This is a genomic window from Myxococcota bacterium, assembly GCA_041389495.1.
Lineage (GTDB): Bacteria > Myxococcota_A > UBA9160 > UBA9160 > UBA4427 > JAWKRT01.
Genome location: JAWKRT010000004.1, coordinates 224,372 through 237,927 on the forward strand (window position 1 = coordinate 224,372; position 13,556 = coordinate 237,927).

A 13,556-nucleotide genomic window follows, 5' to 3' on the forward strand; every position below is an offset into this window, starting at 1 on the left:
CCGTCGGCGTCGGGCCGTAGCGCAGCTTGGTTAGCGCGCCTGACTGGGGGTCAGGAGGTCGCGAGTTCGAATCTCGCCGGCCCGACCACGCACCGCCGCGCGCCGCCGATGGGCTCGCCGCGATGCGCGTGGCGCTCGCCGGCCGCGCTGCGAAGCGCGCGTCCCGCGTGCGGATTTCGTCGACGGACGTCGACGAGACTGCCCTAGACGGCCCGCGGTCATCCGTGCACAATCGCGCCCTTGCGACCCCTGCCTTCGCGGACGGGCGCGCCGCGGCATCGCCGCCGCGGGGCGCGCGCGAAGGGCCGATCGATCGGCATGCGGTGGCGAGCCGGCTCTCCGGCGCCGCCGCCAACCTGCGGTGGCTCCGGCACCGCGACTCCGGCACAGGCAATTTCGGCACACGGTTTCGGCACACGTGGATGGGAAGGTGGCGATGAAGAAGCTCGGCGGGCTGTGCGCGGCCCTCGCCGTCGCGCTCCTGGCGGCCGACGGGGCGAGTGCCCGGACGCTCTGCGTCAGCAAGAACAACAAGAACTGCTTCCGCACGATCCAGGAGGGGATCCACTTCGCGCAGTTCGGCGACACGGTGCGCATCGAGCCCGGTGTCTACACCGACACGATGCAGATCCCGCCGCTCAAGCAGGGCCTCCGCATCGTCGGCACGAAGGCGGTCGTGGTCGACGCGATCTTCGACGGCTGTCTGCAGGACCAGCCGAACGACCAGCACGATCCCAACCCGAACGCGAACTCGTGCAAGGTCAACAACCTCGACATCAACAAGCCGCAGTTCCCGGCGGCCGTCGTGCTCAACGGCGCGCCCGGCATCCACATCTACGCGCACGACGTGCAGATCCGCGGCATCACGATCCGCGGCGGCGTGAGCCACGGGATCCTGGTGCAGAACGGCCGCCAGCGCGTGCGCATCATCGACGTCGCGATCGAGGGGCCGGCGGCGACCGGCATCCTGTGCGGCGGCACGTGCGACGACCTCGTGATCTCGGACGTGACGATCACGGGCGCGCAGACGGGCGTCTCGGTAAGCGGGCCGCGCGTCGTGGTCGACCGCGTGCTCGTCGACGGCACGACGACCGGCGCGGGCGTCGTCGTGAACGGAGTCGACGCGTTCGTCGACCGCCCCGAGGTGCTCGGCGTCGCGGGCGCGGGCGTGCAGGTGACGGGCGATCGCGCGAGCGTGATCCGCGCGGACGTCGACGGCGCGACGGGGCTCGGCGTGAACGTCACCGGCAACCAGGCCTGGGTCGCGGGCAATCGCACTGCGAACACCGTCGGCGGCGTGCGGGTCACGGGCGACGCGCCGATCGTCGAGAAGAACCGCGTGTCGAGCTCGACCGGGTCGGCGGCCGGGATCCGCGTCGTGTGCGCGACGTGCGCGAGCGGGAGCGTCGGCCGCAACCGCGTCGAGGACGTGACGGGAACCGGGAACGGCATCGAGCTCGTCGCCTCGGCGGCCGGGCTCGTCGCCGAGCGCAACCGCGTCGACCGCGTGGCGGGTGCGGGCGTCGACCTCACCGGCAGCACGGGCGCGGTGGTCGCGCGCAACGCGGTGCGCGACGCCGGGACGACGACGGAGCCGTGCTTCCGCGTGGCGGCCGCGTCGTCGCTCGTCGAGCGCAACAAGGTGCAGCGGTGCGCCGGCGAGGGCTTCATCGTCACCGGCGCGGGCAACGTGCTCGCGCGCAACGCGGCGAAGGACGCGGGCACCGACGGCTTCGAGGTCGGCCCGGCGGCGTCGGGCACGACGCTCGAGCGCAACACCGCACAGTCGAGCCAGCTGTACGGGTTCGAGGTCGCCGACGGCGGGACGCCGGCGACCACGACGACGCTCGACCGCAACCGCGGCACGCGCAGCGCGCTCTTCGATCTCTGCGACGAGGGCGTCGCGACGACGCTCTCGAACAACCGGTTCGGGTCCGAGGCGCCCGTCGTGCAGGACGGCGTGCGCGACTGCGTGCAGTGACGCTGCGCGACACCGTCGGGGGCCTCGCCGCCGTCGCCCTGATCGCGGGGCTCTGCGCGGCCGGCTGCTACGGCAAGGAGGGCGCGGTCGAGCCGGAGACCGCTCCCCCCGCGCCGTCGCCCTCGGTCGTCGATTCCGCCGCCGAGCCTGTCGCACCGCGGGTCGACGAGCCGGCCGCCGACGACGGTGCGCGCGACCTCAGCGCCGAGCGCTTCGCGCGCGTCGGTGCGCTCCTCGACGAGGACCTGAGCGAGCTCGCCTCGCCCGACCCCGACACGCGCGCCGACGCCGTCGACCTGCTCGACGTCGACGAGCCCGAGGTGCTCGCGATCCTCGAGGACTTCGCGCTCGGCGACGCCGACCCGCGCGTGCGGGTGCGGGCGGTCGAGCAGCTCGGGTTCTCGGAGGCCGGGCGCGCGCAGACGGCGCTCCGCCGCGCGCTCGACGACGCCTCGCCCGACGTCGTGGCGGCGGCGGCCGTCGAGCTCGGGGCGCGCGGCGACCCGGCCGACATCCGCTATCTCGAGCCGCTCCGCGAGCACCCCTCGCCGACCGTGCGCGAGGAGGCCGGCTTCGCCATCGAGTTGCTGACCGAGTAGCGCGCGCGCTTCGAGTACCCTGCGCGCGGGCCTGCGCTCCGCCTCGCGCGCGCGGGCCCGGCGCTGTGGGGGGCGCGACGGCTTGCTCTTCAACTCGATCGACTTCGCGATCTTCTTTCCGCTCGTCTACCTCGCCTACTGGCAGCTCGGCCGGCGCGCGCAGAACGTGCTGCTGCTCGTCGCGAGCTACGTGTTCTACGGCTGGTGGGACTGGCGCTTCCTCGGCCTGATCGCGTTCTCGAGCGCACTCGACTACGGAGTCGGCCTCGCGCTCGCCGACGCGGAGAGCCCGCGCCGGCGCCGCGCGCTGCTCGCGGTGAGCCTGCTCGCGAACCTCGGCCTGCTCGGCTTCTTCAAGTACTGCAACTTCTTCATCGACACGGCGGCCGACGCGCTGCGGCTGCTCGGCTACGAGCCGTCCATGCACGCGCTCGCGATCGTCCTGCCCGTCGGCATCAGCTTCTACACGTTCCAGACGCTGAGCTACACGATCGATCTCTACCGGCGCCAGATCCCCGTGGAGCGCGACGCGATCGCGTTCTTCTCGTTCGTCGCGTTCTTCCCGCAGCTCGTGGCCGGGCCGATCGAGCGCGCGCACCACCTGCTCGGGCAGTTCTCGCGCGACCGCCACTTCGATCGGGAGGCCGCGGCGCTCGCCTGCGGGCAGATCGCGTGGGGCCTGTGCAAGAAGGTGGTCGTGGCGGACACGCTGTCGGGCTACGTCGACGCGGCGTACGGGAACCCGGCGGCCGACGGCACCGCGCTCGCGCTCGCGACGCTCTACTTCGCGTTCCAGATCTACTGCGACTTCTCGGGCTACTCCGACATCGCGATCGGCTGCGCGCGCCTCTTCGGCTTCGATCTGATGCGCAACTTCGCGTTTCCGTACTTCTCGCGCGACGTCGGCGAGTTCTGGCGCCGCTGGCACATCTCGCTCTCGACCTGGTTCCGCGACTACGTGTTCATCCCACTCGGCGGGAGCCGCGTCGGGCCGTGGAAGCTGCTCCGCAACGCGCTCGCGACGTTCGTGCTGAGCGGCTTCTGGCACGGCGCCAACCTCACGTTCGTCGCGTGGGGCTTCCTGCACGCCGTGCTCTACGCGGTGTCGCACCGCTTCGTGCCGAAGCGCCGCGGCACCGACGTTCCGGGCGGCGAGGGCGCTCTCCCGGGAGCGCGCGCGCTCGTCGAGATGGGCGTGACCTTCGTCGTCGTGTGCTTCGCCTGGATCTTCTTCCGCGCCGACTCGCTCGCGCACGCCTTCCGCGTGATCGGCACCATCGCGACCGACACCGACCTGGCCGGGTTCTTCCTCGTCGGCGACGCGAAGCCGCGCGCGCTGATCGGCGCGCTCGTCGCGATCGAGTGGTGGCACCGGGACTGTGCCCATCCGTTCGAAGCGCTGCGCGGGCACCCGTTCGCGGAGCGCGCGCTCGCGTACGCACTCGTCGCGGCGCTCGTCCTGCTGGGAGGTACGGCGAATGCTCCGTTCGTCTACTTCCAGTTCTGACCGGACCGGGTCCGAGCCTGACCGGACCGGGTCCGGGCCTGACCGGACCCCGTCCGGGCCGTCGCCGACCTCGGGCGCGGACCGGCGCGAGGCGATGCGCTTCGCACTGCGGGTCGCGCGCTTCCTGGCGCCGCTCGCGCTCGTGTTCGCGGCATCGCAGCTCGCGCTGTGGAAGGCGGGCGAGGGGCGCGGGCTCGCGTCCGTGCGGACGACCGAGCGCCGCGCGCTCGCGGAGGGCGAGGACACGCTGTTCGCGCGCGCCCTCGTGGCGGAGCAGATGCGGCGCTACAAGGCGCTCGAGCTGCGCGCGCGCCGGCCGCGCATCGCCGTCCTCGGCAGCTCGACGAGCATGCAGCTGCGCGACTTCCACTTCGGTCTCGGCGGCGATCGCGCGCACGGCTTCGCGGACGGCGGCTTCTACAACGCCGGCGGACTCGTGCAGCACACGGGCGACTTCGAGCCCGTCGCGGCGCTGCTCGACGAGATCGGGAGCGTGCGCGTCGTCGTCCTCGCGCTCGACCCCTGGTGGTTCAACGACGGGTGGGCGCCGAGTCGCTCGATCGAGCCGCTCGCGCGGACGCTCGCGACCTCGGACTTCGACGCCGACTGGGACGCGCGCATCCGCGCCTATCCCGCGCTCGTCGAGGCGCTGGCGCGGCGCGGCGGCGCCGCGAAGCTGCGCGCGCTCGTCGCGGCGGACGACCGCGTCGAGGTCGCGTCGGGCCGCGCGGTGCGCGCGATCGGGCTCGCGGCGCGCGGCGGCGTCGGGTTCCGCGGCTCGGACGGCAGCCGGCGCAATGCGAGCTTCCTCGCGCGCCGCGCCGCCGGCGCGCCCTACGCGGACGACGAGGAGACGCTCGAGCGGATCGCGCGCCGCGAGCGGCGCTTCGAGACGGGCGCGCTCTCGGCCCGCCGCGTTGCACGCCTCGACGCGTGGCTCGCGTGGGCGCACGCGCGCGACGTCGTGCTCGCGGGCTTCGCCGTGCCGCTCGCCGGACCGGTGCGCGACGCGATCGCCGCGTCGCCTCCGCACGCGGCGTACTTCGCGGCGTGGCGGGCGGCCATGCGGGACGCCTTCGCGCGCGCCGGGCAGCCCTTCGTCGACGCGGTCGAGGCCTTCGGCGACGAGGGGCACGACGACGGCTGGATGATCAACGGGTTCCACGGCTCGGAGCGCACGATGGCGCACGTCGTCGGCGCGCTGCTCCGCGACGAGCGGTTCGCGCGCGCGGTGCCGGAGGCGAGCGCGGCCCAGGTCGCGTGCCTCGTCGCGCAGGCGCGCGAGCGGGGCCTCGCGGAGGGGCCGGGCGCGTGCGCCGGGCCGTGACCGAGCCGGGCGCGACGCTCCTCTGCGGCCACGCGAAGTCCGGCACGACGCTCGTGCAGAGCCTGCTCGACGGGCACCCCGAGCTGATCGTGATTCCCGAGGAGACGAAGTACTTCGCGCGCATCCACGCGCATCCGCTGCGCCGGCGCCCGTCGTACCTGCTGTCGCGCACGCGGCTCGCGCGCCTCGCGCGCCGCGAGCCCGGGATCTACGACTACGGCCATCTCGACGGCGCCGCCTTCGCGGACGCGCTCCGCGGCGAGCTCGGCGCGCTGCCCGCGTCGCGCCGCGTCCTGCCGGCCGTCGCACGCGCCTACGCGCGCGCAGCGGGGCTCGACGCCGGGCGCGCGCGGGCATGGGTCGAGAAGACGCCGGGCCACGAGCACGCGCTCGCGCGCGCGCGCGAGCTGTGGCCGGAGCTGCGCGCGATCTATCTCGTCCGCGACCCGCGCGACGTCTTCGTGTCCTTTCGCGCGAAGCGCGCGACGCGCGGTCGCGGGCTCGACGTCGCAACCTTCTGCCGGCGCTGGGCGGCGAGTCTCGCCGCGTGGGATGCCTTCGCCGCGCGCGCGCCCGACGCCGCGCTCGCGATCCGCTACGAGACGCTCGTCGCCGATCCCGGCCCGGTGCTGCACGCACTGACGCGCTTCCTCGGGGTCGCGATGGCGCCCTCGCTCCGGGAGCCGACGATCGCGGGGCGGCCGTTCGGCGGGAACTCGATGCACGGCGACGCCTTCGACGCGATCTCGGCGGCGCCGGTCGGACGCCACGCGGGACGCCTCGACTCCGCGACCGCGCGCGAGATCGAGGCGCGCCTCGCTGCGGCCTTCGCGCGCTTCGGCTGGTCGTGAGCCGCGTGCGCGACGTGTAGAGTGCGCGCGGCGCGCGCGCGAGGCCGCGCGAGGAGGCGATCCGAATGTCCGACATCCGCTGCGAGGTGGCCGACGCGGTCGCGCTGCTCACGCTCGACCGGCCCGAGCGGCTCAACGCGATCAGCGGGCCCATGCTCGCGCGCCTCTCCGAGCTGCTGCTCGAGTGCGACGCGCGCTCCGACGTCCGCGCGATCGTGCTGACCGGCGCCGGGCGCGGGTTCTGCTCCGGCCTCGATCTCAAGGACGCGGCGGCGGGCGGAAGCGGCATCGCGGGGAGCGCGGGCGCGGTGAAGATCGGCGAGACGCCGCCCTTCGTGATGCGTCGCATCGACACGCCGATCGTCTGCGCGCTGAACGGCCCCGCGTCGGGCTACGGCATGGACCTCGCGCTCGGCTGCGACATCGTCATCGCTTCGGAGACGGCCGTGCTCGCGCCGCCCGTGCGGCGGGGCGTGGTGCCCGAGAGCGGCGGCGCGTGGCTCCTGCCGCGGCTGATCGGCTGGCACCGCGCGTGCGAGGTCACGCTCCTCGCGCGCAAGCTCGACGCGCGCGAGATCGAGCGCCTCGGGCTCGCGAATGCGGTCGTGTCGCAGGACCAGGTGGTTCCCGAGGCGATGCGCTGGGCGCGCGAGATCGCGGCGAACGCGCCGCTCGCCGTGTCGGCGGCGAAGCGCGCGATGCGCTTCGGGCTCGACTCGACGTTCGAGGCGAACGGCTTCCACGTGATGGCCGAGCTCGTGCAGCTCTTCCGCACCGAGGATTTCCGCGAGGGCGTGGCGGCGTTCGCGGAGAAGCGCGACCCGGTGTACGTGGGACGGTAGGCGCGGACCGATACCGCCGCTTCAGGGCGCGTCGGCGCGCGCGGCGTCGATCCACGCGATGCGATCGCCGCCGAACGAGCCGAGCCAGATGCGGCCCGCGTGCGCGACGGCGGCCGAGACGCCGCCGATCGCGACGGCGGGATCGTTCGTCAGGATGCGCCGGACGGCGAGCGTCTCCGGGTCGAGCACCGCGACGGCGGACGCGAGGCCGCAGCTTCCCTCCTCGACGTCGAAGCACGCGGTCGCCTGCAGCGGGGTCGCGCGCTGCCCGGCGACGAGCAGGCCGCCGTCCGCGCGCCACGAGAGGTTGTCGGGGCTGAAGCCGACGCTCGCGCTGCGCCGGCCGCTGCCGTCGAGCGCCACGCGCGTGACGCTGCCCGCGCTCCACTCCGCGAAGTAGACGGCCGAGCCGTCGCGCGCGACCGCGACGCCGTTCGGCGCGGCGCCGGTCGTTCCCGGGACGGGCCGGAGGCCGGACGCGCGCGAGTAACGAAGCACCTCGCCCGTCGTGCCCCCGCGCGCGATGGCGACCATGCCGCCGAGTCCGAGCGTCGTCATCCGGGAGACGACGAAGCCGTCGCCGTCCGGCATGGCGGCGACGTCGTTCATCATCGCGCCCTCGGGCATCGCGACGCAGCCGATCCACTCGAGACGCGGTCCGCGCGGCGTCGCGCTCGCGCGGAAGATCTCGACCGCCTCGCGAGCGCCGTGTCCGACGACGTAGAGCGTCGCGCCGTCCGGCGCGAGATCGATCCCGTGCGGCGCGAACTGCGCGGGGTCGGGCGGGCCGTCGCAGCTCGCGTCGCCCGCGGTCGCGCTCGGCGCGCCGACGGGTGCGACGGTGGACGGATGGAGCGTGCGTCGCTCGCCGGTCGCGGGCTCGTACGCGACGAGCTCGCCGCGATGCTCGCCGAGCGGCGCCTGGCTCACGATCAGCCAGCTCCCGCTCGCGTCGACGACGAGGTCCTCGGGGTTGTGGAAGCCGCACACGGGCGTGATCCCGTTCGCGGGCTCGCACGCGACGATCGGGTCGGGCCCGCCGCACGCGGTGGCCGCGAGGGCGAGTGCGGCCACTCCGCAGACGAGCGCGCGGCGCGCGCGCGGGCGGGCCGGGGCGGAGTGGGGCGAGCAGGGCGAGCGGGACATGCGCGTTCCTCCAGCGCGCATTGTCTCACGCGAGCGAAGCCTCCTCGTCCCTGGAGAACGCGCGCGCGCCCGTGGCTCGCACGGCGGCTCGATGGCATCGCGGGGAGAACGAGGGATCGAACGGGGCGGGCGGCGCCGCCTTCGCGACCGCGCGCGCGGCGCGCGGCTCGCGATCGGGGAGGAGCGGCGGGGGGCCGCCCACCCCGAACGATCCCGGGAGAGCGATCGGTCGCTACCAGCTCGCGATCTGCCAGCTGCCGCTGGTCGCGAACGGCGAGAGGCCGTTGCACTGGAACGTCCCGCCGACGTTCGTGCAGGTGAGCGAGAGTGCGTCGAGGTCGCGCGTGTAGAGCAGGTCGGCGTCGCCGTCGCCGTCGAAGTCGCCCGCCTGCGCGAGATCGACGCGCTTCGGGGCCTCGCCCGGGCGAAGGCTCGCCTCGACCCCGCCGTCCTGCGACGGGAGCAGCTTCCACATGCGCAGGCGCGCGTGCCGCTGCCAGACGAGCACGTCGCGACCGTCGCCGTCGACGTCGCCGCACGCGCGCAGCTCCCAGCCTTCGCCGACGTGGGTGATCTCGATCTCGTCGGCCGCATCGCCGTCCGCGAGCAGCCAGGCCCGCGCGAAGTTGCGGGTGGTGTCGAGCCACACCACGTCGCGGAACCCGTTGCCGTCGAGGTCGCAGCTCGCCCAGACGCTCCAGCGCTCGCCGAGCGGGAGGAGCGGCGCCTGCGCCATCACCTGCGCGGCCTGCATCGACCACAGCTGCGTCTCGCCGGTGTTCGTGTCCCGCCAGAGGAGTCGCGTCGTGCCGTCGGCGTTCGCGTCGCCGATGGCGCGCGCATACCAGCCGGGCCCGAGGTCCGCGATCGCGGTGCGCGCGCGGATCTGCGTCCCGTTCATGGTCCACAGCTCCGCGTGGCCAGTCGTCGGGTCGCTCGCGACGAGGTCGGCCATGCCGTCGCCGTCGAAGTCGGCGGAGCCGGCGATCTCGAGACCCGGGTGCGCGCCGCGGTCGAGCACCGCGCCGCCGAAGGACGTCTCGCCGTCGACGAGGAAGGCGAGCAGCGCGCCGGTCTGGTCGTCGCGGTAGACGCGGTCGACGGTGCCATTGCCGTCGAGGTCGTACGGGAGTGCGCCGGGAGCGCGGAATGCGATGGGGGCCGAGTCGGGAGAGAACGGGCCGAGCACGTCGCCCGCGTAGTAGGCCGCGACGCGGATCGTCACGGTCGACCCGAGCGTCCCGGTGACCGTGGCCATCGTGGCCGCGACGCGCTGGGTCGGAGCCGATGCGGCGATGCCGCCTTCCGGCACGACCCAGATGCCGTACTCGACGACGTCGCCGGGGGCCGGAGCCCAGGTCAGGGTCGCCTGGGCGCCGCGGACGACGACGGCCGCATCGGCCTCCCGTGCGAGGGGGAAGGACGCGCTCGCGAGCGCGAGCGCGAGGACGGGGGCGAGGCGGCGCAGCGACATCCGGGAACCTCTCGTCGACAGGGGTCGCAGAAGCGGGACCCTGTTCGGGTCGGGACGAGCGGGGCCGCGTGACCGCACTCACCGCACGCCCGCGGCGCGCGCGGCCGCGGCGCGGCCCCCCGCGCAGCGCCCGCGCCGGGCCTTCGCGCGGGCTCGAGAAGCGTTGCCCGCTCGCGGGGTTCCGCTCTAAGCTGCGATCCGGCCGCGGCCCGGGGCGGCGGCCGGTCCACGCGGTGCGCGCCGCGGGACGAGCGGCGCGCAGTCGGGGAGACGCCATCGCATGGGGCTCGAGGCGCCGCTCCGCGCGCGCGACGATCGCGACCGCTATCGCATCGCGCGACGGCGTCTTGCCGACCGCCTGCGCGCGGCGGGCATCCACGACGAGCGCGTGCTCGCCGCGTTCGAGGTCGTCGAGCGACATCGGCTGATCCCGGAGGCGCTCCGCGACCAGGCGTATCGCATGACGCCGCTCCCGATCGGCGACGGGCAGACGATCTCGGCGCCCGACGTGGTCGCCACGATGACCCAGGCGGCGCAGCTGCGCGGCGACGAGAGCGTGCTCGAAGTGGGCACCGGCTCCGGCTACCAGGCGGCGGTCCTCGCGCGGCTCGCCTCCCGCGTCGTCTCGATCGAACGGATTCCGCGGCTCGCGTCGCGCGCGCGGCGCGCGCTCGATGAGCTCGGCGTGACGAACGTCGTCGTCCACCTCGGCGACGGGACGCAGGGAAGGGCGGTCGACGCGCCCTACGACGCGATCCTCGTGACGGCGGGCGGACCGGCCGTACCCGAGCCCCTGCTCGCGCAGCTCGCCGCGGGCGGGCGGCTCGTCGGCCCCTTCGGCCCGCGCGGCGGACAGCAGCTGCAGCGGTTCGTCCGGCAGCCCGACGGGACGCTCTCGCGCGAGGTGCTCGCGCCGTGCACGTTCGTCGACCTGATCGGCGCGCACGGATGGGTCGCGTGAGCGTCGCGCGCGCGGCGTCCCTCGTCGCCGCCTGTGCACTCGCCGCCGCCGCGTGCAGCGCGCCACCTCCCGCTCCCGCGCCGCTCGAGCGCGCGGGCACCTACCACGTCGTGCAGCGCGGCGAGAATCTCTTCCGCATCGGGCAGCGCTACGGCGTGCCGGCCGAAGTCCTGCGCGAGGTGAACGGCATCGACGACGTCACGCAGCTGCGCGTCGGCCAGCGGCTCTGGATCCCGGCGGCGGGGATCCGCGCCGACGGCCCGCCCGGCAGCACGCTCGCCGATCGCGTGCGTGCGGAGGTGCGCGCCGAGGCGGGCGTGGACTTCGCATGGCCCCTGCGCGGCACGGTGACGTCGCGCTACGGCCGTCGGCGGCGCGGCCCGCACGAGGGCATCGACATCGCGGCGCCTCGCGGCACGGACGTCGTCGCCGCCGAGGCGGGCAAGGTGATCCACGTCGGGCGCATGGGCGACTACGGCAAGCTCGTCGTGGTGAAGCACTCCGGCAACTTCCGCTCCGTCTACGCCCACCTCGACCGATACCACGTGCGCGAGGGCAGCTTCGTCGAGAAGGGCGAGCGCATCGCCGAGGTCGGACGGACGGGCAATGCGAGCGGCCCGCACCTCCACTTCGAGATCCGCGAGCTCGACCGCCCGCGCGACCCGATGCTGTACCTTCCGTGACCGTCGCGCCGTCCCGGCGCGAATCGCCGCGACCGAACCCCATCGTCAGGAGTACGCCGTGACCTCGAACGACGTGGCCGCACAGCTGCGCGCGCACATCCGCGACATCCCCGACTTCCCGAAGCCCGGGATCCTGTTCCGCGACCTCACCCCGCTGCTCGCGGACGCGTCGGCGCTCGCGCTCGCGATCGACGCGATGGCCGAGCCGTTCGCGCGCGACGGCGTCGACAGCGTCCTCGGCACCGAGGCGCGCGGCTTCATCTTCGGCGCGGCGATCGCGATCCGGCTCGGCGCGGGCTTCGTGCCGGCGCGCAAGCCCGGCAAGCTCCCGTATCGCACGCTCGACGTGAGCTACGAGCTCGAGTACGGCACCGACACCGTGCAGATGCACGTCGACGGTGTGCGGAAGGGGCAGCGCGTGCTCGTGGTCGACGATCTCATCGCGACGGGCGGAACGGCCCGGGCGACGGTCGAGCTCGCGCGCCGCAGCGGCGGCGAGGTGGTCGGCTGCTCGTTCCTGATCGCACTCGATGCGCTCGGCGGCGCCGATGCGCTCGGCGTCGAGCGCGTGCACAGCGTGCTGCACTACTGAGGCGCCCGCGCGTCGCGGGCCGATGCGGCGCTCAGGCCGTCGCGGTGGGGAGCGAGGCGAGCGCCGATGTCGCAGCGCTCGCGCCGCGATCGAGGATCTCGGACACGACGATGCCCGAGCCTTCGTCGCCGCCGCGCGCCGCGAGGATGGGGAGGAAGTTCACCATCTTGCGGAGGTAGTTCTCCGCGGTCTCGGTGAGGTCGTGGAAGCGCAGCAGGAGCCCGTCCTCGCCGTCGTCGCGCTCGACGCGCGCCTGGACGACGAGCGGCTCCGAACGGGCGCGCACGTGCAGCGCGATGCGGAGATCGTCGCCGACGTCGATCGTGTCGTTGCGCTCGACGCGCATCCCGCCGACCGAGATGTCCCGGCCCATCAGCACGCGCGTCGCCTCGACGCCGAGCGCGATGACCCGCCGATCGAGAGAGCGGCGCGCCTCGGCACGGCGCTCGTCATTCGCGTCCGCGCTCGCCGCGGGGTCCGCCGCGGCGGGCGAATCGTCGGGCGCGGCGACGCTCGCGGCGTCGATCGGCGACGCGGCGACCGAGGGCGCGGCCGCACTCGTCCGCGCGTGGGCTGCGGCGCGCGTGACCGCGTGCTTCGCCGCCTCCGCGCGCTCGAGCATCGCCGGACCGTTCAGGTGCGCGGCGATCACTTCCTTGAGTCCGCGCGCCTCGTCCCGTCCGAAGTCGTCGAAGCGGAGCGCGATCGCGTTCATGCCATCGCCCGCTCCCTCCGTCGGGCCGCAGCGGACGACGGTGGCGCGGATCGCGAACGCACGGCGCGCGCCGAGCTCCGTCCCGAAGAACACCTTGAGCGTCTGCTCGCGCTGCGGAGCGTCCTTGGCGATCAGTCGACAGCCCTTCATCGAGAGGTCCGCGAGCAGGGCAGGGCGCTTCATCGCGAGGCCGGCGCGGAAGCGAGCGGGGGCGCCGATCGTGTAGCGCGGATACTTGCGCTTCTCGGGGCCCCGGTAGAAGGCGTGGAGCAGGAGGAGTCGCAGCGCACTCGGGTGGACGGGCCGCTGCACCATGAGGTCGACGCCCGAGCGGCGCAGCATCGCGACGAGCGTCTTGGAATCGCCGTCCATGAGCGCGATCCGGACGGGCTTGGCACCGGAGGCGCCGACCTGCATCTCCATCACGCGCCGCGGCGATCCGACGATCACGCTCCACGGCGTCGCCTGGTCGTCCGCGGTGCTGGGGCCGACGCGCTCCGTGAAGCTCGCGTCGAGCTCGGCGAGGATCTCGCGCACGTCGGCGAGCTCCCCGTCGTGGATCACCAGCACCTCGGCCATCGTCCCCCCTCGCGCACGCCCGGCTTCCGCCGCCAGCGTGGCGCGCGCAGCACCGGCGCACGATCGACCGCACCGCGGACGCGCTGAAGCCCGAATCCCGCGCGCCTGCCGCCCGCCGCCCGTCTTCGGTAGCCTGCGCCGTCCGCCCCCGTAGCTCAGGCGGATAGAGCGTCGGTTTCCTAAACCGTGCGTCGCAGGTTCGAGTCCTGCCGGGGGCACCAGATCGCGCCGCGCGCGCGCGTCGACGGCGACGGCGACGGCGCGGAGTGGCGGGCGCGGCGCGGCCGCGGGGCGGGCAC

12 protein-coding genes and 2 tRNA genes are annotated in these 13,556 nt (G+C 74.5%); 11 read left to right on the top strand and 3 right to left on the bottom strand.

Translation table 11 applies throughout. From position 1 onward, the window contains the following. Positions 1–10 precede the first annotated feature (10 nt). From R3E88_19440 to R3E88_19470, 7 genes are all read left to right on the top strand, one after another. Positions 11–88 (top strand) — tRNA-Pro (locus R3E88_19440). Positions 89–436: 348 nt separating this feature from the next. Next, positions 437–1,981, top strand: a complete 1,545-nt coding sequence (locus tag R3E88_19445) for a right-handed parallel beta-helix repeat-containing protein (GenBank protein MEZ4218657.1) — start codon at positions 437–439, stop codon at positions 1,979–1,981. Then, on the top strand, positions 1,978–2,580 hold the full coding sequence (locus R3E88_19450) for a HEAT repeat domain-containing protein (protein MEZ4218658.1): 603 nt from the start codon (positions 1,978–1,980) through the stop codon (positions 2,578–2,580). The genes R3E88_19445 and R3E88_19450 overlap by 4 nt, the downstream gene beginning before the upstream one ends. A gap of 82 nt (positions 2,581–2,662) precedes the next feature. Continuing rightward, a complete protein-coding gene (locus R3E88_19455; GenBank protein MEZ4218659.1) occupies positions 2,663–4,087 on the top strand; it encodes an MBOAT family protein in 1,425 nt (474 codons plus the stop codon). A gap of 94 nt (positions 4,088–4,181) precedes the next feature. Beyond that, complete coding sequence (locus tag R3E88_19460; GenBank protein ID MEZ4218660.1) at positions 4,182–5,414, top strand: hypothetical protein; 1,233 nt, start codon at positions 4,182–4,184, stop codon at positions 5,412–5,414. After that, positions 5,399–6,265 carry a sulfotransferase gene (locus R3E88_19465; protein MEZ4218661.1) on the top strand — a complete coding sequence of 289 codons (867 nt, stop codon included), beginning with the start codon at positions 5,399–5,401 and terminating at the stop codon, positions 6,263–6,265. The genes R3E88_19460 and R3E88_19465 overlap by 16 nt, the downstream gene beginning before the upstream one ends. Before the next feature lie 65 nt (positions 6,266–6,330). Then, entirely contained in the window at positions 6,331–7,107 is a 777-nt protein-coding gene (locus tag R3E88_19470; GenBank protein MEZ4218662.1) for an enoyl-CoA hydratase-related protein, read from the top strand. A gap of 21 nt (positions 7,108–7,128) precedes the next feature. Here R3E88_19470 and R3E88_19475 read toward each other — a convergent pair whose 3' ends face one another. Continuing rightward, positions 7,129–8,253, bottom strand: a complete 1,125-nt coding sequence (locus tag R3E88_19475) for a hypothetical protein (protein ID MEZ4218663.1) — start codon at positions 8,251–8,253, stop codon at positions 7,129–7,131. Positions 8,254–8,485: 232 nt separating this feature from the next. After that, a complete protein-coding gene (locus R3E88_19480; protein MEZ4218664.1) occupies positions 8,486–9,727 on the bottom strand; it encodes a VCBS repeat-containing protein in 1,242 nt (413 codons plus the stop codon). A gap of 280 nt (positions 9,728–10,007) precedes the next feature. Here R3E88_19480 and R3E88_19485 point away from each other — a divergent pair, with 280 nt between their 5' ends. From R3E88_19485 to R3E88_19495, 3 genes are read left to right on the top strand one after another with little or no spacing between them, the layout of a single operon-like run. After that, positions 10,008–10,688, top strand: coding sequence for a protein-L-isoaspartate(D-aspartate) O-methyltransferase (locus tag R3E88_19485; protein MEZ4218665.1), 681 nt, complete (start codon positions 10,008–10,010; stop codon positions 10,686–10,688). Next, positions 10,685–11,371 carry a LysM peptidoglycan-binding domain-containing M23 family metallopeptidase gene (locus R3E88_19490; protein ID MEZ4218666.1) on the top strand — a complete coding sequence of 229 codons (687 nt, stop codon included), beginning with the start codon at positions 10,685–10,687 and terminating at the stop codon, positions 11,369–11,371. The genes R3E88_19485 and R3E88_19490 overlap by 4 nt, the downstream gene beginning before the upstream one ends. Before the next feature lie 58 nt (positions 11,372–11,429). Next, the gene (locus R3E88_19495) at positions 11,430–11,963 is read left to right on the top strand and encodes an adenine phosphoribosyltransferase (GenBank protein MEZ4218667.1); all 534 of its coding nucleotides are present in this window, start codon (positions 11,430–11,432) and stop codon (positions 11,961–11,963) included. 31 nt (positions 11,964–11,994) lie between these two features. Here the strand turns inward: R3E88_19495 and R3E88_19500 are convergent, their stop codons facing one another. After that, on the bottom strand, positions 11,995–13,257 hold the full coding sequence (locus tag R3E88_19500) for a PilZ domain-containing protein (protein MEZ4218668.1): 1,263 nt from the start codon (positions 13,255–13,257) through the stop codon (positions 11,995–11,997). A 144-nt stretch (positions 13,258–13,401) separates the two neighbouring features. On the opposite strand from R3E88_19500, the gene R3E88_19505 reads away from it, so the two are divergent. Further along, positions 13,402–13,478: transfer RNA gene (locus R3E88_19505), tRNA-Arg, on the top strand. The last annotated feature ends 78 nt before the right edge of the window (positions 13,479–13,556 follow it).